General features: G+C 75.4%; 17 protein-coding genes and 1 tRNA gene. 10 read left to right on the plus strand and 8 right to left on the minus strand.

The annotated features are described in order from the left end of the window. Positions 1-4 precede the first annotated feature (4 nt). Genes ACI789_RS07095 through ACI789_RS07115 form a run of 5 tightly spaced genes read left to right on the plus strand, consistent with a single transcriptional unit; the run spans position 5 to position 4315 of the window. Complete coding sequence (locus ACI789_RS07095) at positions 5-919, plus strand: MazG family protein (protein WP_457007491.1); 915 nt, start codon at positions 5-7, stop codon at positions 917-919. A gap of 46 nt (positions 920-965) precedes the next feature. Continuing rightward, positions 966-2246 (plus strand): phosphopyruvate hydratase, encoded by a 1281-nt coding sequence (gene eno, locus ACI789_RS07100; protein ID WP_457007493.1) that lies wholly within the window; start codon positions 966-968, stop codon positions 2244-2246. Between the two features lie 13 nt (positions 2247-2259). Beyond that, complete coding sequence (locus ACI789_RS07105) at positions 2260-2841, plus strand: FtsB family cell division protein (RefSeq protein ID WP_457007495.1); 582 nt, start codon at positions 2260-2262, stop codon at positions 2839-2841. Beyond that, positions 2838-3368 (plus strand): DUF501 domain-containing protein, encoded by a 531-nt coding sequence (locus ACI789_RS07110; protein ID WP_457007497.1) that lies wholly within the window; start codon positions 2838-2840, stop codon positions 3366-3368. Before ACI789_RS07105 ends, ACI789_RS07110 begins: the two co-directional genes overlap by 4 nt. Then, on the plus strand, positions 3365-4315 hold the full coding sequence (locus ACI789_RS07115) for a Ppx/GppA phosphatase family protein (protein WP_457007499.1): 951 nt from the start codon (positions 3365-3367) through the stop codon (positions 4313-4315). The genes ACI789_RS07110 and ACI789_RS07115 overlap by 4 nt, the downstream gene beginning before the upstream one ends. Positions 4316-4345: 30 nt before the next feature. On the opposite strand, the gene ACI789_RS07120 is transcribed toward ACI789_RS07115, so the two are convergent. Together ACI789_RS07120 and ACI789_RS07125 are read right to left on the minus strand one after the other, a co-directional pair. Then, the gene (locus tag ACI789_RS07120) at positions 4346-5521 is read right to left on the minus strand and encodes a GNAT family N-acetyltransferase (protein ID WP_457007501.1); all 1176 of its coding nucleotides are present in this window, start codon (positions 5519-5521) and stop codon (positions 4346-4348) included. Positions 5522-5771: 250 nt separating this feature from the next. Continuing rightward, on the minus strand, positions 5772-6092 hold the full coding sequence (locus ACI789_RS07125; protein WP_457007504.1) for a DUF4235 domain-containing protein: 321 nt from the start codon (positions 6090-6092) through the stop codon (positions 5772-5774). A 48-nt stretch (positions 6093-6140) separates the two neighbouring features. Here ACI789_RS07125 and ACI789_RS07130 point away from each other — a divergent pair, with 48 nt between their 5' ends. From ACI789_RS07130 to ACI789_RS07145, 4 genes are all read left to right on the plus strand, one after another. Next, complete coding sequence (locus tag ACI789_RS07130) at positions 6141-6926, plus strand: uracil-DNA glycosylase (RefSeq protein ID WP_456917202.1); 786 nt, start codon at positions 6141-6143, stop codon at positions 6924-6926. Between the two features lie 9 nt (positions 6927-6935). Continuing rightward, positions 6936-8315, plus strand: a complete 1380-nt coding sequence (locus ACI789_RS07135) for an NAD(P)/FAD-dependent oxidoreductase (RefSeq protein WP_457007506.1) — start codon at positions 6936-6938, stop codon at positions 8313-8315. A gap of 116 nt (positions 8316-8431) precedes the next feature. Beyond that, positions 8432-8505, plus strand: a tRNA-Leu gene (locus ACI789_RS07140). 131 nt (positions 8506-8636) lie between these two features. Continuing rightward, on the plus strand, positions 8637-9500 hold the full coding sequence (locus ACI789_RS07145; RefSeq protein ID WP_457007508.1) for a Bax inhibitor-1/YccA family protein: 864 nt from the start codon (positions 8637-8639) through the stop codon (positions 9498-9500). Between the two features lie 152 nt (positions 9501-9652). On the opposite strand, the gene ACI789_RS07150 is transcribed toward ACI789_RS07145, so the two are convergent. Then, complete coding sequence (locus ACI789_RS07150) at positions 9653-10873, minus strand: acetyl-CoA C-acetyltransferase (protein WP_457007510.1); 1221 nt, start codon at positions 10871-10873, stop codon at positions 9653-9655. 135 nt (positions 10874-11008) lie between these two features. After that, complete coding sequence (locus ACI789_RS07155; RefSeq protein ID WP_457007512.1) at positions 11009-12028, minus strand: SGNH/GDSL hydrolase family protein; 1020 nt, start codon at positions 12026-12028, stop codon at positions 11009-11011. A gap of 67 nt (positions 12029-12095) precedes the next feature. Here ACI789_RS07155 and ACI789_RS07160 point away from each other — a divergent pair, with 67 nt between their 5' ends. Further along, positions 12096-13445 (plus strand): DUF2252 domain-containing protein, encoded by a 1350-nt coding sequence (locus ACI789_RS07160; RefSeq protein ID WP_457007514.1) that lies wholly within the window; start codon positions 12096-12098, stop codon positions 13443-13445. Here ACI789_RS07160 and ACI789_RS07165 read toward each other — a convergent pair. The 4 genes from ACI789_RS07165 to ACI789_RS07180 all read right to left on the minus strand — a co-directional run bounded on the left by ACI789_RS07165 (position 13411) and on the right by ACI789_RS07180 (position 18311). Beyond that, the gene (locus ACI789_RS07165; protein WP_457007516.1) at positions 13411-14232 is read right to left on the minus strand and encodes an alpha/beta fold hydrolase; all 822 of its coding nucleotides are present in this window, start codon (positions 14230-14232) and stop codon (positions 13411-13413) included. The two genes, ACI789_RS07160 and ACI789_RS07165, sit on opposite strands and share 35 nt — an antisense overlap. Before the next feature lie 29 nt (positions 14233-14261). Beyond that, a complete protein-coding gene (locus ACI789_RS07170) occupies positions 14262-14717 on the minus strand; it encodes a GNAT family N-acetyltransferase (protein WP_457007518.1) in 456 nt (151 codons plus the stop codon). A gap of 89 nt (positions 14718-14806) precedes the next feature. Beyond that, complete coding sequence (locus ACI789_RS07175) at positions 14807-16819, minus strand: VWA domain-containing protein (RefSeq protein WP_457007520.1); 2013 nt, start codon at positions 16817-16819, stop codon at positions 14807-14809. A 1-nt stretch (position 16820) separates the two neighbouring features. Further along, entirely contained in the window at positions 16821-18311 is a 1491-nt protein-coding gene (locus tag ACI789_RS07180; protein ID WP_457007522.1) for a sigma 54-interacting transcriptional regulator, read from the minus strand. Between the last annotated feature and the right edge of the window lie 56 nt (positions 18312-18367).

The raw sequence follows: 18367 nt of genomic DNA on the forward strand, positions 1-18367 counted from the left end.
CCGGGTGCCCGTCGCGCTCGCCGTCACCGTCAGCCCCGTCCTCCCCGGCCTGCTCGGACCCGCCGGCTGGCGAGCGGTCACCGGCGGTCGCCGCGTCGTCGCGCTCCCGTCCGCAGCCGCACCCGCCGCGGCGCTGCGGTCGGCGGGCGTCGCGGTGGACGACGTCCCGGATGCCGCCGCCGCGACCGCCGCGGCCGACGACGTCGTCGCCCTGGTGACCGGGGAGGACGTCGGCGCCGCCGAGGTCGTCGACGGCACCCCGCTCCCGCCGGGGGCCCGGCTGCTCGACGTGGTCGCCGTGATGGACCGGCTGCGCTCGCCGGGCGGTTGTCCCTGGGACGCCGAGCAGACCCACGCCTCGCTGCGCGGCTACCTGCTCGAGGAGGCGCACGAGGCCTACGACGCGATCGTCGACGACGACCCGGTCGCGATGCGCGAGGAGCTCGGCGACGTGCTGCTCCAGGTGGTGTTCCACGCCCGGGTGGCCGCCGAGGCCGACCCGGCCCGGCGCTTCGACGTCGACGCGGTCGCCGGCGACCTGGTCGACAAGCTGGTCCGCCGGCACCCGCACGTGTTCGGTGACGCCGGGCCCCGGGACGTCGCGCAGGTCGAGGCCGGCTGGGAGGAGATCAAGCAGGCCGAGAAGCAGCGCCGGTCGCCCACCGAGGGGGTCTCGCGGTCCCAGCCCGCGGCGTCCTGGGGGGCGGCGCTGGTGCGACGGGCCGGCCGGGCCGGCCTGCCCGTGCCCGACCCGGCGGAGCTCTCCGCCCGCAGCCCGGAGGAGCTCGGCGAGCGGCTGCTGGCCGTGGTGAGCGGCGCCGCCCAGCGCGGCTGGGACGTCGAGGACGCGTTGCGCGAGGCGGTCCGGCGCTACGCCGGCGAACTCGACGCCGCAGCCGGGGAGCGCGCCGGCTCCTGAGCGGGGCGCGCCCCCGGGCGGTGGCGGGCTGGCTAGGCTGCCCCTCGTGCCCAGCATCGACGCCGTAGGCGCGCGGGAGATCCTCGACTCGCGCGGAAACCCCACCGTGGAGGTCGAGGTCGCCCTCGACGACGGGACGATCACCCGGGCCGCGGTCCCCAGTGGCGCCTCCACCGGCGCGTTCGAGGCGGTGGAGCTGCGCGACGGCGGTGAGCGCTACGGCGGCAAGGGGGTCGGCAAGGCCGTCGACAACGTCCTCGACGTCATCGGCCCCGAGCTGGTCGGCTACGACGCCGCCGAGCAGCGGCTCATCGACCAGCGGCTGCTCGACCTGGACGGGACGCCGAACAAGGAGCGCCTCGGCGCGAACGCGATCCTCGGCGTGAGCCTCGCGGTGGCCAAGGCCGCCGCCGAGTCGGCCGGGCTGCCGCTGTTCCGCTACGTCGGCGGCCCGTCGGCGCACCTGCTGCCGGTGCCGATGATGAACATCCTCAACGGCGGTGCCCACGCCGACAGCAACGTCGACGTGCAGGAGTTCATGATCGCCCCGATCGGTGCGGCGACCTTCACCGAGGCGCTGGCCATGGGCACCGAGACCTACCACGCGCTCAAGGCCGTGCTGAAGGGCCGCGGGCTGTCCACCGGGCTCGGCGACGAGGGTGGCTTCGCCCCCGACCTGCCCAGCAACCGGGACGCGCTCGACCTCATCGCCGAGGCCGTCGAGAAGGCCGGCTACAGCCTCGGCACCGACATGGCCCTCGCGCTGGACGTCGCCGCCACCGAGTTCCACGGCGACGGCGGCTACGACTTCGAGGGCCAGACCCGGTCGGCGGAGCACCTCACCGACTACTACGGCGAGCTGGTCGACGCCTACCCCATCGTGTCCATCGAGGACCCGCTGTCGGAGGAGGACTGGGACGGCTGGGTGGCGCTGACCGCGGCGCTGGGCGACCGCGTGCAGCTGGTCGGCGACGACCTGTTCGTCACCAACCCGGCGCGGCTGGCCGACGGCATCGCCCGCAAGGCGGGCAACGCGCTGCTGGTGAAGGTCAACCAGATCGGCACGCTCACCGAGACGCTCGACGCGGTCAACCTGGCCCACCGCAACGGCTACCGCTGCATGATGAGCCACCGCTCCGGCGAGACCGAGGACACCACGATCGCCGACCTCGCCGTCGCCACCGACTGCGGGCAGATCAAGACCGGCGCCCCGGCGCGCAGCGAGCGGGTGGCGAAGTACAACCAGCTGCTGCGCATCGAGGAGGAGCTGGACGAGGCCGCCCGCTACGCGGGTGCCGCGGCGTTCCCGCGGCTCGGCGGCCGATGAGGTCCCTCCGCCGATGAGCGCTCCGCGGAGCCGGCGGGGCGGTTCGGGAGCGGTCCCGCCCGTCCGGCGTCGCTCCACCGGGCGCCCGCTGTCGAACGCCGCGTCCCGCCCGGTCCCGGCCGGCTCCCGCTCCGGTGCGGGCAGCCGGCCGGAGGCCCGCCGGCCCGGGCGCCGCTCGCCGCGGTCGGCCACCGGCTCGGCGACGCCGCGGCGGCCGCTGTTCACCGGCCGCGCGGTGGTCCTCGGGGGGCTGGTGCTGCTGCTCGCGCTCACCCTGGCCGGGCCGGTCCGCCAGTTCCTCGCCGGCCGCGCCGAGCTGACCCGGCTGGCCGCCGAGGGCACCGCCCTCGACCGGCGGGCGGAGGAACTGCAGGCCCAGCTCGAGCGCCAGGCCGACCCGGACTACACCGCGCGGCAGGCGCGGGAGCGGCTGACCTACGTCCTCCCCGGTGACCGGCTGGTCGTCGTCGTCGACGGCGACGCCGTGGAGGGCGACGCCGGCACCGTCCCCGAGCCGGCCGACGAGCTGCCCTGGTACGACGCCCTGCTGCAGTCGGTCGCCGTGGCCGACGGGGACGAGGAGCCCGCCGAGTGAACGAGCCCAGTGCGCCCGGGCGGAGCGTCCGGGAGCCGGTCGGCCCGGAGGAGCGCGAGATCGTCGCCCGCCAGCTCGGCCGGCCGCCGCGGGCCCTGCGTGCCGTGGCGCACCGCTGTCCCTGCGGGCAGCCCGACGTCGTCCAGACCTCGCCGCGGCTGGAGGACGGCACCCCGTTCCCGACGCTGTACTACCTGACCTGCCCCCGGGCCAACGCCGCGGCCAGCCGGCTGGAGTCCACCGGCCGGATGCGCGAGTGGCAGGCCGACCTGGGCACCGATCCCGAGCTCGCCGCGGGGTACCGCGCCGCCCACGAGGCCTACCTGGCCGAGCGCGACGCTCTGGGCGAGCTGCCCACCCGCAACACCGCCGGCGGCATGCCCGACCGCGTGAAGTGCCTGCACGCGCTCGCCGGTCACGCGCTCGCCGCGGGCCCCGGGGTCAACCCGATCGGCGACCGGGCGGTGGCCGAGATGGGGGAGTGGTGGGCCAACGGCCCCTGCGCCCCCGAGGAGGCGCAGAAGTGACCCGCGTGGCCGCGATCGACTGCGGCACCAACTCCATCCGCCTGCTGGTCGCCGACGTCCCGCCCGAGGGGCCGCACACCGACCTGCTGCGCCGCATGGAGGTCGTCCGGCTCGGCCAGGGGGTCGACGCCACGGGACGGCTGGCGCCCGAGGCGATCGAGCGCACCCGCGTCGTCCTCGCCCAGTACGCCGCGCAGGCGCGCGAGCTCGGTGCGACGGCGGTGCGCATGGTGGCCACCAGCGCCAGCCGGGACGCCGCCAACCGCGCCGACTTCGAGGACATGGTGGTGGCCACGCTGGGCCGGCTCCCCGACGTCGTCCCCGGCGACGAGGAGGCGCGGCTGTCCTTCCTCGGCGCCACCGCGTCACTGGACGCCGCGGTCACCGCGCACGGCCAGCCCGCCCCGAAGGCGCCCTACCTGGTCGTCGACATCGGCGGCGGGTCCACGGAGTTCGTCCTCGGGGACGCCGGCGGCGTCCGCGCGGCCCGCTCCGTCGACGTCGGCTGCGTCCGGCTGACCGAGCGGCACCTGCACGGCGACCCGCCCACGGCCGACGAGATCCAGCGCGCCGAGGCCGACATCCGCGCCGCGCTCGCCGAGGTGGCCGCGGTGGTGCCGGTCGGCGAGGCGGCGACGCTGGTGGGGCTGGCCGGCTCGGTGACCACGGTCGCCGCGCTGGCGCTCGGGCTGCCCGCCTACGACCCGGTCGCCATCCACGGGTCGCGCATCCCCGTCTCCGCCGTCCGCTCGGTGACCGCGGGGCTGCTGACCGCCACGCGGCAGCGGCGCGCGGCCGAGCCGGTCATGCACCCCGGCCGGGTCGACGTCATCGGCGCCGGCTCGCTGGTCCTGCGGGTGGTCATGGACGCCTTCGCCCTCGACGACGTCGTCGTCAGCGAGCACGACATCCTCGACGGCATCGCGCTGGGGCTCGCCGGGCGCTGACCCGGGGGCGCGGGCCGCGCCGTCCGGGGGCTACGTGCGGGCGCGGAGGGTGCGCAGGCCGTGCATGACGGTGCGGGCGAGCTCGCGCGCCCGGCCGCGGAGCGCCCGCCGGGCCAGCGCGAGCGCGCCCCCGCAGACGGCGGTCCCGGTGAGGTAGCCGGCCGAGCCCAGCAGCCCGGGGCGGGCCAGCATGATCCGCGTGGTCGTCACCTCGTCCGGGCGCCAGCGGAGCTTGTAGTCCTCCTCCCCGCGGAGGAAGGAGTACTCCTGCTTCTCCAGCCGCGCGGCCCGCTCGAGGGCGCCGCTGACCAGGAGGACGGCGGTGTCCATGTGCTGCCGCAGCTCCGGGGAGATGCCGGCGAGGTAGTACGCCAGCTGCCGGTGCCCGACGAGGTCGACCTCGCTGGCCATCACCTCGCCGTCCAGGCGGTACTCGACCAGCACCGCCTGGCCCCGCTCGATCATCGCCGCGACGGCCTCGGCGAGGTGGCGCCGGAACCGGTCGGTGAGGTGTTCGGGGTTCCCGCGGCGGCCGGCCCACTGGGCCTCGTGCAGCCGGATCAGGTCGGCGACGGCCCCCGGGACGGCCGCCGGGGTCACCTCGGTGCGCTGCACACCGAGCTTCTCGATCTTGCGCAGCTTGCGCTTCAGGGTCCCGGCGGTCCGCGCCGGCACGCGGGCGAGGACCTCCGCCACCGGCAGCGCCGGCAGTTCGAGGATCACCGATCCGGTCGCCCGCCGCACCCGGCCCGGCCAGTCCTCCGCCCAGCGCTGAGCGGCGCCGTCCGGGAGCACCTCGGGCAGGTCGACCAGGCGCCAGCCGGGCACCTGCAGCAGCGCCTGCACCAGCCGCCGTCCGGCGTCGGGCACCGCCGGGTCCACCAGGACGTCGGTGTGGTCGGAGAGGTCCCCGCCCAGCGGGGCGAGGACGTGGACCAGCCCGCGGCGGACGCGGTGCAGCGCCGCCGCGGCGACCAGGACGTCGCCGTCCCACACGGTGACGACGGCGAGCCGGCCGGCCGGCACGTAGGCCCGCGCCCAGGCGCTGGTCCACGCGTGCGTCTGGAACGGCGTCGCGGAGGGGCAGCGGGCCCACAGGTCGTCCCAGGCACCTGCCAGGGCGTCCAAGGCGGCCTGGTCGCGGACGTACCGGAGGTCGGCCGTCGGCGGCAGGGGCCGGCCGGCGGGCGCAGGACCCCGGTCCACGCCCGGGGACTCCGGAGCCCGGGCCGGCGCGGTGTCCTCGGCGCGCCCGACCTCCTCGGCCGGGACAGCGGTGCCGGGACCGTGCCCGGCGAGAGACACCGTTGTGTCCAACGTCCACACTCCTCACCCACGCGCCGGCACGTCGTCGGTCCCGGTCGCTGACCGAACTGAGGCTAGGTGGGGGGCGGAGTGCTGACGAACCCCGAAAGGGGGAAACTGCGCCGGCTTCTCGGGGCCGCTGCGCGCCGGGTCAGGGGCGCGGGCTCTCGCTGTTCACGCCGGGCGGCAGCTTGCCGGTCAGCTTCTCGTAGGCGGCCGCGGCCCCGCGGGCCGCGGCGAGCCGGCCGGCCGCGACGGCCACGCCGGACACGGCCGCCCACGCCAGGGCCTCGCCCCAGCCGACACCGGGCGCGGCGGGGTTCCGGGGCGGGGTCGAGCCGCGGACGGCGTACCAGCCGGCGTCGGTGAGCCTGCGGACGGCGATCCCCGTCCCGGCCGCCATGCCGGTGCCCAGGAGCTTCCAGGTGATCGGCGACTTCTGCGTCTTCTTCCGGGCCACGGAGGTGATCATGCCGCCCCGGTCCACGGGGGCGCCTCCCCGGATGGTCAACTGACGCGCGTGGTCACCGACGCCGCCGGGTTCCCCGTGACCCGCAGCCCCGCCGGCGTGGTCCGCGCAGCGCGGGGCGCCCGCGACCTCGCCGTCCTCGACAGCCGCGTCTCCGGCTGCCGGGCGTGCCCCCGGCTGGTGGCCTGGCGGGAGGAGGTGGCCGAGGTGAAGCGGGCCTCGTTCCGGGAGTGGGAGTACTGGGGCCGCCCGGTTCCGGGTCTCGGCCCGGCCGACGCCCGCATCGCCGTCGTCGGGCTGGCTCCCGCCGCCCACGGCGGGAACCGCACCGGGCGGGTGTTCACCGGCGACCGCAGCGGCGACTGGATCTTCGCGGCGCTGTGGCGGGCCGGGCTGGCCAACCAGCCCACGTCCACCCACGTCGGGGACGGGCTGGAGCTCCGCGACGTCCGCGTGGCCGCCGCCGTCCGGTGCGCGCCGCCGGCCAACGCGCCGACGCCGGAGGAGCGGGACACCTGCTCCCCGTGGCTGGCCCGGGAGCTGGCCCTGCTGCCGCGGCTGCGGGTCGTCGTCGTCCTCGGGGGCTTCGGCTGGACGGCGCTGTGGCCGGTGCTCGCCGCGGCCGGCTACCGGCTGCCCCGCCCGCGGCCGGCGTTCGGGCACGGGGTCGAGGTGACCCTCGAGGGGCCGCGCGGGCCGCTCACCCTGCTGGGCAGCTACCACGTCAGCCAGCAGAACACCTTCACCGGCAAGCTGACCGAGCCGATGCTCGACGCGGTGCTGTCCCGGGCCACCGAAGTCGCCGCGACGGTGCCGGGACCGCCGTCCGCCCCCTAGGCTCCCCCCATGGCGCAGCGACCCGTGGTCCTGGTCGTGGGCGGCGGCTACGTCGGCCTCTACACCGCCCTCCGGCTGCAGAAGCGGCTCTCCCGGGGGCGGGCGGAGATCGTCGTCGTCGACCCGCAGCCGCACATGACCTACCAACCGTTCCTCCCGGAGGCGGCGGCCGGCTCGGTGGAGCCGCGCCACGTGGTGGTGCCACTGCGCCGCACGCTGCCGCGGTGCCGGGTCATCACCGGCGCGGTCACGAGCCTGACCCACGCCGACCGGCGGGCCAGCATCGCGCCCATCGAGGGGGAGCCCTTCGAGCTCTCCTACGACGTGCTGGTCATGGCGGCCGGCTCGGTGGCGCGGACGCTGCCCATCCCGGGGCTGGCCGAGCACGGCATCGGGTTCAAGAACGTCGGCGAGGCCATCTACCTGCGCAACCACGTGCTCGCGCGGCTCGACGCGGCCAGTTCCACCGACGACCCGCAGGTGCGCCGCCGGGCGCTGACCTTCACCTTCGTCGGTGGCGGGTACGCCGGCGTCGAGGCGTTCGCCGAGCTCGAGGACATGGCCCGGTACGCGGTCGAGCACTACTACCCGCGGCTGTCCCCGGCCGACATGCGCTGGGTGCTGGTCGAGGCGATGGGGCGGATCCTGCCCGAGGTCGACCTGGACATGGCCGCCTGGACGGTCAAGCAGCTCACCGCCCGGGGCATGGACGTGCGGCTCAACACCCGGCTGGAGTCCGTGAGCGACTGCCACGTCCGGCTCAGCGACGGCGACGAGTTCGACAGCGACACCCTGGTCTGGACGGCGGGCACCAAGCCCAACCCGATGCTGACCCGCACCGACCTGCCGCTCGACCAGCGCGGCCGGGTCGTGTGCGAGCCGACCCTCCAGGTGCGCGGGCTGGAGGACGCGTGGTCGGCCGGTGACCTCGCCGCCGTCCCCGACGTCACCAAGGACGACCCCGCCGCCACCACCGCGCCCAACGCGCAGCACGCCGTCCGGCAGGCCAAGCGGCTGGCCGACAACATCGTGCTGTCCCTGCGCGGCGAGCAGCCGGTGCCCTACCGGCACGAGTACGCCGGGTCGGTGGCCAGCCTCGGCCTGCACAAGGGCGTCGCCCAGGTCTACGGCGTGAAGCTCAAGGGCTGGCCGGCGTGGTTCATGCACCGCAGCTACCACGTCAGCCGGGTGCCGACCTTCAACCGCAAGGCGCGGGTGGTCGCCGACTGGACCCTCGCCGCGGTGTTCCGCCGCGAGGTCATCTCCCTCGGCCAGCTGCAGGACCCGCGGCGGGAGTTCGTCGCGGCGGCCAACACCGGCCGCGCCGGCCAGCTGCCCCCGCCGTCGGCGGCCGACCGCGCGCAGTCCGGCTCGGCGCAGGCGAGCTGACCGGTCTCACCGGTCGCCGCGCAGTGCCGCGGCGGCGTCCTCCGGCGGTCGAGGCGGCCCTGCGGGCCCTGCTCGCGGTGGGCGCCGCCCGGCGGGGTTAGCGTTCCGGCGACGCAGCCCCCGTAGCCCAATCGGCAGAGGCAGGCCCCTTAAAAGGGTCCCAGTGTCGGTTCGAACCCGACCGGGGGCACGTCCGACCCCCTCGTCCGGGTGCCCGGGGAACTCCCAGGAACGCGCAGGGCCGCTCGGGCGTTGACCTGACCGAGTGGAGTCGAGCACCGTTGACCCCACGAACCGCCCGGTCACCTCGAGGAGATGACGATGCCCAGCCACAACCCGGTCTTCGGACGGGGCTTCGCGAACGCCGCTGCCGGCAACGGCCAGCAGTACGGCCAGTGGGGTGGTGCACCGCAGTACGGCGCTCCCCAGTACGGAGCCCCCCAGTACGGCGCCCCGACGCAGGACCCGTACGCCGCGCCGTCGCCGTACGCCCGGTCCCCGTACGCGCCGTCGACGACGCGCTACATGACGATGGACGACGTCGTCCAGAAGACGGGGCTGTCCTTCCTCGTCACCGTGCTCGCGGCCGCCGCCACCTGGGCGCTGCTCCCGCAGGAGCTGGCGTTCGGCCTGGCCCTGCCCGCGGTCCTGGTGGCGTTCGTGCTGGGCCTGGTGATCTCGTTCAAGCAGATCGCCAACCCCGCGGCGACCCTCGCCTACGGCGCGCTGTACGGCATCGCGCTCGGCGCCATCAGCGAGGCGTTCAACAACCTCTGGCCCGGCATCGTCATGCAGGCGGTCATCGGCACCTTCGGTGTCTTCGCCGGCATGCTCGTCGTCTACAAGACCGGCGCCATCCGGGTCACCCCGAAGCTGACCCGGTGGATCGTCGGCGCGATGTTCGGCGTCCTGGCGCTGATCCTGGTCAACCTGGTCGTCAGCCTGTTCGTGGGCGGTGACGCCCTCGGCCTGCGCAGCGGTGGCCCGGTCGCCATCCTGTTCAGCGTCATCGTGATCGGTGTGGCGGCGTTCTCGCTGCTGCTCGACTTCGACATGGCCGACGAGGCGATCCGCCGCGGCGCGCCGGCCAAGTTCGCCTGGTACATCGCCTTCGGCCTGCTCGTGACGGTCGTCTGGCTGTACCTGGAGATCCTGCGGCTGCTGTCCTACCTGCAGAACGACTGAGCAGACCGCCGCACCACCTGACAGTGGCCCGGTCCCCGCGAGGGGGCCGGGCCACTGGCCGTTCCGGGGGCGTCCCCGCCGCGATCATGGCGCCGTGACCGGCTGAGGGCGGTGCCGCGTGGTCACGGCGCCATGATCGTCGGGTCAGCTGCTCAGGAGAGCCGCTCCAGGACCATCGCCATGCCCATGCCGCCACCGACGCACATCGTCTCCAGGCCGAAGGTCTTGTCCTCGGTCTGCAGGCCGTTGATCAGCGTGCCGGTGATGCGGGCGCCGGTCATGCCGAACGGGTGGCCGACGGCGATCGCCCCGCCGTGCACGTTGAGCCGGTCGATGTCGATGCCCAGGTCGCGGTAGCTGGGGATGACCTGCGCGGCGAACGCCTCGTTGATCTCCACCAGGTCGATGTCGCCGATGCTCATGCCGGCCCGCTGCAGCGCCAGCTTGGAGGCGTCCACCGGGCCGTAGCCCATGATCTCCGGCGACAGCCCGGTCACCGCGGTCGAGACGATCCGCGCCAGCGGGGTCAGCCCGAGGTCGCGGGCCTTGGTGTCGCTCATGACCACGACCGCGGCGGCGCCGTCGTTGAGCGGGCAGGCGTTGCCCGCGGTGACCCGCCCGTCGGGGCGGAACACCGGCTTGAGCCCGGCGATGCCCTCGAGCGTGGTGCCGGGGCGCGGGCCGTCGTCGGTGCTGACCACCGCGCCGTCGGGCGTGGTGACCGGGGTGAGCTCGCGCGCCCAGAAGCCGTCGGCGATGGCCTGCTCGGCCAAGTTCTGGCTGCGGACGGCGAACTCGTCCATCTCCTGCCGGGAGACGTCCTTGAGCAGCGCCAGGTTCTCGGCGGTCTGCCCCATGGCGATGTAGATGTCCGGCAGCTCGCCGTTCTCCCGCGGGTCGGTCCACGAGTCGGCGCCGCTCTCGGCGGTCTTGGCCACCCGCGCCTGGGCCTCGGCGAACGCCGGGTTCTTCGTGTCGGGCAGGGAGTCGCTGCTGCCCTTGGCGAAGCGGGACACCATCTCGACGCCGGCCGAGACGAACACGTCGCCCTCGCCGGCCTTGATCGCGTGCATGGCCATGCGCGTGGTCTGCAGCGAGGACGAGCAGTAGCGGGTGACCGTCGTGCCGGGGAGGTGGTCCATGCCGAGCAGCACGCTCACCACGCGGGCCATGTTGTAGCCCTGCTCCCCGCCGGGCAGCCCGCAGCCCAGGATCAGGTCGTCGATGTCGGTCGGGTCGAGCGCGGGCACCTTCTCCAGCGCCGCCCGCACGATCGTGGCGGTCAGGTCGTCGGGCCGCAGGTCCTTGAGCGAGCCCTTGAACGCGCGCCCGATGGGGGAGCGGGCGGTCGCGACGATGACGGCTTCGGGCATGGGTCCTCCACGATGAGGCGGATCCGACGGGGGACGCCGGACGTCGGGTCGCCCCGAACCTACTCCCCGGTAACGCCCGCGCGGTGTCGGTCGGCGGTGTCGACCGCATGCCCGGCGGGCTCCCGCCGCTGTCGGTCAGGCGATCGGCGTCTCGGCGGCGCGCTCGGCCTGCTCGGGGGTCGGCAGGTCCGGCGGGCGACGGCGGCGCAGCCGCGCCCACGGTCCGCGCGGGCCGGTCTCCGAGCCCCGGACCGCGGTGGCCTGCACCTCGGTGCCGGTGCGGCCCGCGGCCCGCGCGGCGGCCCGGGCGACCGGACGGACGGTGTCGCGGCGCAGGTTCCGCAGCCCGCGGTCGGCGGCCGCCGGCCAGACGCCGAGCGCGTCGGCGACCGAGGGCAGCAGCACGGCGGCCGCGGCGGCGTACCCGGCCGCGCTCGGGTGGAACTCGTCGACGCTGAACAGGCCGCGGTCCTCGGCGAAGCGCGGGCCGAGGACCGAGCCCAGCGACACCGTCCGCCCGCCGGCCTCGACCACGGCGATGGTCTGCGCGGCGGCCAGCTGCCGGCTCCAGCGGCGGGCCAGCAGCCGCAGCGGCTGGCCGATCGGCCGGATCGTGCCGAGGTCCGGACAGGTGCCGACGACGACCTCCGCGCCGGACTCGACCAGCCGGCGGACGGCGTCGCGCAGGTGCCGCACCGAGGTGGAGAGGCGCGTGCGGCTGGTGACGTCGTTGGCCCCGATCATGATCGTCACGACGTCCGGCTGCTCGACGAGGGCCTTGTCGACCTGCTCCTCGAGCTCGTAGGACTCCGCCCCGGAGACCGCCAGCCGGACCAGCCGGACGGGCCGTTCGGCCAGCTCGGCGAGGGCGGCTGCCAGCAGCACGCCGGGGGTCTCGGCGGCCCGCTCCACGCCCAGCCCCACCGCGCTGGAGTCCCCGAGGACGGCGAGGACGATCGGCTTGCCGCGGCCGCGGCCGTAGACGCCGTTGCCGGAGGGCGGGTCGGCCTTCGACGTCCGTGCCTCGACCTTCCGCCGGGCGGCGCGCGCCTGGGTCCGCAGCAGGGCGACCAGCCCGGCGCCGGCGAGCCCCAGCCCGCCGCCGCCGTAGGCCGCACCGGTGGCCAGTCGCCATGCCGTGCCCGCTCGAGTCACCGCCACCCCGTCCTCCAGCTGCGCCGATCGCCTGTTCCGCAGGTTAACCGCCCCCTACGGTCCCCCCATGGCGCATTCCCTCGCAGGGGTCAGCGGTGACCGTTCCCGGCAGATCGTCGACGTGCTGGTCGACGCGTTCTCCGAGCTGATGACCGCGGACGCCGACGCCTTCCGCACCAAGTTCCGCAAGATGGCGGCCGACCCGTTCGCGTTCTACCGGGGCAGCGCCTGCCTGTTCTACGCCGACATGGCCGAGCAGGAGGACCGCTGGTGCGACGAGCGGACCAGCCGGGTGTGGATCCAGGGCGACCTGCACGCCGAGAACTTCGGTACCTACATGGACGGCGCCGGGCGGATCGTCTTCGACGTCAACGACTTCGACGAGGCCTACCTGGGGCACGTCAGCTGGGATCTCCGCCGGTTCGCCGCCAGCTTCGCGCTGCTGGCCTGGCGCAAGGCCCTCGGGGACGACGTCATCGCCGACCTGCTCCGCCGGTACCTGTACGCCTACCTCGACCAGGTCGCGGCGTTCACCCGGCTCGACGACGACCGGACCTTCGCCCTGGTCAAGGAGAACACCGAGGGCGCCGTGCACGAGGCCATCCTGCGGACGACGGCGCGCACCCGGCAGGCGCTGCTGGACCGGATGACCGTGGTGGAGAACTTCGAGCGGCGCTTCGCCGAGGGGCCCCGCAACCGCCGGCTGGAGGACGCCGAACGCGACCGGGTGCTCGCCGCCCTCGACCGGTGGCGGGACACGGTGTACCCGCCCCGCCGGCGGCGGGACGTCGCCTACGACGTGAAGGACGTCGTCGCCACGGGCGGCTTCGGCATCGGCAGCGCCGGGCTGCCCGCCTACAACGTGCTCATCGAGGGGTACGACCAGGCGCTGGAGAACGACGTCGTCCTCTCTCTGAAGCAGGGCAACGTGCCGGCGCCGAGCCGGATCGTCCGGGACCCCGGTATCCGCGGCTACTTCGAGCACGAGGGCCACCGGACGGCGGTCAGCCAGCGGGCGCTGCAGGCCAACGCCTCGCAGTTCCTCGGGCACACCGAGATCGACGGCGTCGGGTTCGTCGTCCAGGAGCTCTCGCCCTACGAGGTGGACCTGGACTGGGACGACCTCACCGAGCCCGAGGAGATCGCGCCGGTCATGACCCAGCTGGGGCGGGCGACGGCGAAGGTGCACTGCGTCGGTGACGTCGACAGCGACCACACGCTGGTGCCGTTCCAGACCGAGGAGGCGATCACCGCGATGGTCGGCGACCGCCGCGAGGAGTTCACCGAGGACGTCGTCGCGTTCGCCGCGGCGTACGCCCGGCGCACCCAGGAGGACCACCGGTTGTTCGTCGACGCCTTCCGCGCCGGGGACATCCCGGGGATCAGCTCGAGCGGCGCCCAACCGGTGCGCCGTTGACCCGGTCCGGCAGGTACCCGGCGATGCAGGCGGCGAGGTCGGCCGCCCGCCAGCGGTGAGCGGTGCCGGGGATCTCGGCGCGCTCGGCGGAGGGGAGGGCCGCGACGATCGACTCGGCGGCGGTCGCCATGAACGGGAAGGTGGACGCGCCGAGGAGCACCACCGTGGGCACGGTGACCGAGGCCCACAGCTGCCGCCGCGGCGCGGACTGCGTCCACGCCAGGGCCTCGGCGTCGGCCTCGAGGGTGGGTGCCATCCGCTCGAACAGCGGCCAGTGCGGCCCGGTGCGCATCTGCTCGAACCACTCCGGGGGCATGTCCTCGGTCCACAGCCGCCAGAGCCCCTCCCGGTCGTCGGCGGCCACCAGCGCCCGGACGGCGGCGAGGTACTCAGCGCCGGTGGTGCCCTCCTCGTCGTCGAGGGGCACCTCCCAGAGCACCAGCCGCTGCACGCCGGGGAGCTCCGCCGCGGCGGCGAGGGCGATCGCGCCGCCGGAGGAGCTCCCGTACAGCCAGGCGCGCCCGCCGACCACGCCGAGCAGGGCCCGGATCGCGGCCACCTCCCCGGCCAGCCCGAACGGCGGGTCGCCGCCGCTGTCGCCGCGGCCCGGCCGGTCGTGGTGGACGACGTCGAAGCCGCGCGCGGCCAGCTCGCCGCTCAGCGCGCGGGTGTCGGGGTCGACGGCGCGGAACTGCCCGGCACCGTCGACCAGGATCACCGGCTGGCCGGCGCCCTCGCGGTCGTAGGCGATCGGCACGCCGTCCGCGGTCCGCACGTACTCGGTCATGTCGTGCAGACCCCGTCCGGCCGCGGAACTCAGCGCCCGCCCGGCTCCCGCAGCATCCCGAGGTGCGGCCCGATGCCGGGCTTGTCGTAGGGCCCGGCGACCACGGTGAACCCCTGGCGCTCGTAGAAGCCCGCGGCAGTGGTCCGCGCGTCGCACCACAGCAGGTCCCCGCCGCGCGCCGCGACGAGGGCGACTGCGGCGTCGAGCAGGGCCCGGCCGACGCCGGTGCCGCGGGCGGTCGGGTCGGTGGCCATGCCGCGCAGCTGCCACGGGGCGCGCGCCGAGCGCCACGGGCAGGGCGCGGGGGAGAGGCGGGCGACGCCGAGCACCTCGCGGTCCGCGGTGCGCGCCGCGAGGTGCACGGTCGCCGGGTCGTCGTCCCCCGGCATGCCGGCCGGGCCGCCGTTCCGCAGGACGGCGCTGCGCAGCGGCAGGACCACGTCGAGGCCGACCTCCTCGACGGTCACCGCGGGCACGGCGCCCATCGTCCCCGATGCGCCCGGGCAGGCGCCGGAGGTGGCCCCGTCCAGGGCACCGCCCCGAGCCTGCGAGGGGCGGGGAGGACGGGGCCCTCTCAGCGGGCCCGACGGCCCCGGCGGGTGCGCAGGTAGTCGGCGACCACGTACTCGCCGAGCCGCTCGCTGTCGGGGGTGAACACCCGGCCGCCGGCCCGCTGGGTGATGTCGTGGACGAAGTGCACCAGCCCGGGCTCCGGGTCGAGGGCGAAGACGTTCATCGTCGCCCCCGACCGGGCCACCCGCTCCACCTCGGCGACGGTGCGCGCGATCGTCTCGGGCATCGGCGGCCAGCAGAAGAACGGCGTCCCGTCGTCCTCGAGGTGGGCGGTGGGCTCACCGTCGGTGACCACCAGGACCACCGGCTCGGCGTCCCGGTGCCGGGCGAGGAACCGGCGGGCCAGGATCAGCCCGTGCTGCAGGTTGGTGCCCTGCAGCGTGTCCACCGAGAGCTCGGCGAGGGTCTCCGGGCGCAGCACCTGCGCGGTGGAGGAGAACCCGATGATCTGGATCGCGTCCTGCGGGAAGCGGGTGGTCACCAGCGAGTGCAGCGCCATCGCCGTGGACTTGGCCGCCCCCCAGGTGCCGCGCAGCGCCATCGAGTAGGAGAGGTCGACCAGCAGGGCGACCGCGGCGCCGCTGCGCCGCTCGGTCTCGGCGACCTCGAAGTCCTCGACGGCGATCCGGACGTGCCGGTCGTTGGTCGTGCCGGGGGTGGTGGGGTGGGCTCGACGACGAGGCTCGTGCGCGGTGCGCAGGACCGCGTTCTTCACGGTCCGGACGACGTCCAGCGGCTGCTCGTCGCCGAACTGCCACTCCCGGCTGCCGCCGGTCAACTCCCCGGCGGCGCCGGCGTCGGCCATGTCGTGGTCGCCGCGGCCGGTGGCGTCGAGCTTGGCGAACACCCGCCGCAGCGCGGTGGCCCCCAGCCGGCGGACCGCCTTGGGGGAGAGCTCCAGCTTGCCGTCGGAGCGGTTCAGGTACCCCTGGCGCTCCAGCTCCCGCTCCAGCTGGCGCAGCGCCGCGAGGTCGTCGACGGCCGGCCGGCCCAGCGCCCGCTCCAGCAGCTCCTCGTCGACGTCGGCCAGCGAGGCGCCGGCGTAGCCCTGGGAGAGCTGGTTGGACAGCGCCTCGAGGTCGGCGAGCTCGGCCACCGCGCTGGTCGCGTCGCCCAGGCCGAGGGACTGCTCGCCGTCGGGCACCTGACCGCGCTGGCCCCACGGCAGGTCGGGCCGGGCCTGGCGGAGGGCGTCCTGCAGGTGCGCCATCTCGCTGGCCAGGCCCATGTCGGCCATGGTCTGCGCCATCAGGTCGGCCAGCTCGGCGCGCTGCTCGGCGGAGAGCCCGGCCATCATCCGCTCCTGCGCGGCGGCCCGGCGGGCGAGGGAGTCGATGAGCTCGTCGATGGACTGCGGGTCGTCCGGGAAGAACTGCCCGTGCTTGTCCATGAACTCGGCGAACTGCTCGTCGGTGTCCTCGCCGCGGTTGTGCGCGTCGATGAGCTGCGAGAGGTCGGCGACCATGTCCTTGACCGCCTGCATGTCCTGCTCGGTGGCGTTCTGCAGCGCCTGCTTCATCGACGCGAAGGAGCTGTCGAGCACCTCCCGGCGCAGCAGGTCCTGGATCTGCTCGTAGGCCTGCCGTCCCTCCGGCGAGCGCCAGTCGTAGTCCTTGAGCGCCCGGACGGCGCCGGCGGTGTCCTCCGGCAGCGCGTCGAGCTCGGCCTCGGCCAGGCGGGCGGCGTCGTCGGGGTCGGGGAACAGCTCCCGCCGCTCGGCCTCCAGCGCCCGGTCGAGCAGCTCGCGGACCTCCTGGAGGGTGCCGTCCATCCGCCCGGCCTGGCGGGCCTGGCGCAGCCGGTCGCGCACCGACCGGCGCAGCTCGTCCAGGCCGCGCCGGCCGTCCATGCCCCGGCGCAGCAGCTCGCGCAGGGCCTCGCGGACCCCGCTGCCGCCGAGCACCGAGTCGCCGATCTCGTCGACGGCGCTGCCCAGGTCGTAGGGCGGGGCCAGCGGGTCGGGCCCGCCGTGCCATCTGGAGTAGCGGTGGCCGCGACCGCGCCGGAACGCCATGTCAGGCCCCGTACACCGTGCGCGGGCCGTCGGTGTCCTTGGCCAACCGCCGGGTGAGGTAGAGCCCCTCGAGCGCGAACTCCACCGCGGCGGCGGCCTGCTCGGCCGACTGCTCGCCCTCCGGCACGCCCAGCCGGCCCAGCAGCTCGGCCAGCTTCGGGATGGTGCCGAGCTGACCCAGCAGCGCCGCGGCGGGCACCAGCTCCCCGGACTCGACGGTCTCCCCGCCGGTGAAGTGCTCCTGCAGCCCGGTGAGGTCCAGGCCGGCACAGCGGGCGCGGAAGGTCTGGGCGGTCGCCTGGCGCAGCAGGTGCTCGAGGATCTCCAGCTCCCGCTCGTCGTCCGGGTCGGTGCCCGCGTCGGCGAACTCGACCTTGCCGCGGCTGGCCGGGACGACGCTGGGCAGGTCGACCACCCGCGCCACCGGCCGGGTCTCCCCGGCCACGGCGGCCCGGCGGACGGCGGAGGCGGCGACGGTCTCCAGGCCGGCGATGGCGAACCGGGCACTGACCCCGGAGCGCTGGTCGACGTGGCTGGACTCGCGCACCAGCCGGGCGAAGCGGGCGACGATCTCGGCGAGGTGCTCGGGGATGACCGGCGCGTCGAAGTGCCCGTCCCCGGCGGCGGTGCCCTGCGGTCCGGCACCCGTCCCGCCGAGCCAGCTGGTGTGCGCCTCCTGGTGCAGCAGCCGGATCTCGTCGGCGAGCTCGAGCGGGTAGTGGGTGCGCACCTCGGCGCCGAAGCGGTCCTTGAGCGGGGTGATGATCCGCCCGCGGTTGGTGTAGTCCTCGGGGTTGGCGCTGGCCACGAGCAGCAGGTCCAGCGGCAGCCGCACCCGGTAGCCGCGGATCTGGATGTCGCGCTCCTCGAGCACGTTGAGCAGCGCCACCTGGATCCGCTCGGCGAGGTCGGGCAGCTCGTTGACGCTGAAGATGCCCCGGTTGGTGCGCGGCACCAGGCCGTAGTGCACCGTCTCGGGGTCGCCCAGGGTGCGGCCCTCGGCGACCTTGATCGGGTCGACGTCGCCGATGAGGTCGCCGACGCTGGTGTCCGGCGTCGCCAGCTTCTCCCCGAAGCGCTCGCTGCGGTGCAGCCAGCCGACCGGCGTCGCGTCGCCGTGCTCGGCGATCTGCCGGTGCGCCCAGACGCTGATCGGGTGCAGCGGGTGCTCGTTGAGCTCGCTGCCGGCCAGCACCGGCGTCCACTCGTCGAGCAGGCCGACCAGCGTGCGGATCAGCCGCGTCTTGCCCTGGCCGCGCTCGCCGAGGAGCACGAGGTCGTGGCCGGCGATGAGGGCGCGTTCCACCTCGGGGACCACGGTGTCCTCGAAACCGACGATGCCGGGGAGCGTGGGCTCGCCGGCGCCCAGGCGGGCGAGCAGGTTGGCGCGGATCTCGGCCTTGACCGGCCGGAAGGTGGCCCCGCCGTCGCGGAGCTCGCCCAGGGTCGTGGGGGCGGGGGGAGCGGAGGCTGTGGTGCCCGGGTCCGTCACCCCAGCCACGGTACGACGCCGCTGCCGGTGGGGGCACCCGTTCGGCGGCTCCTGCC

Source organism: Geodermatophilus sp. SYSU D00965, assembly GCF_054050075.1.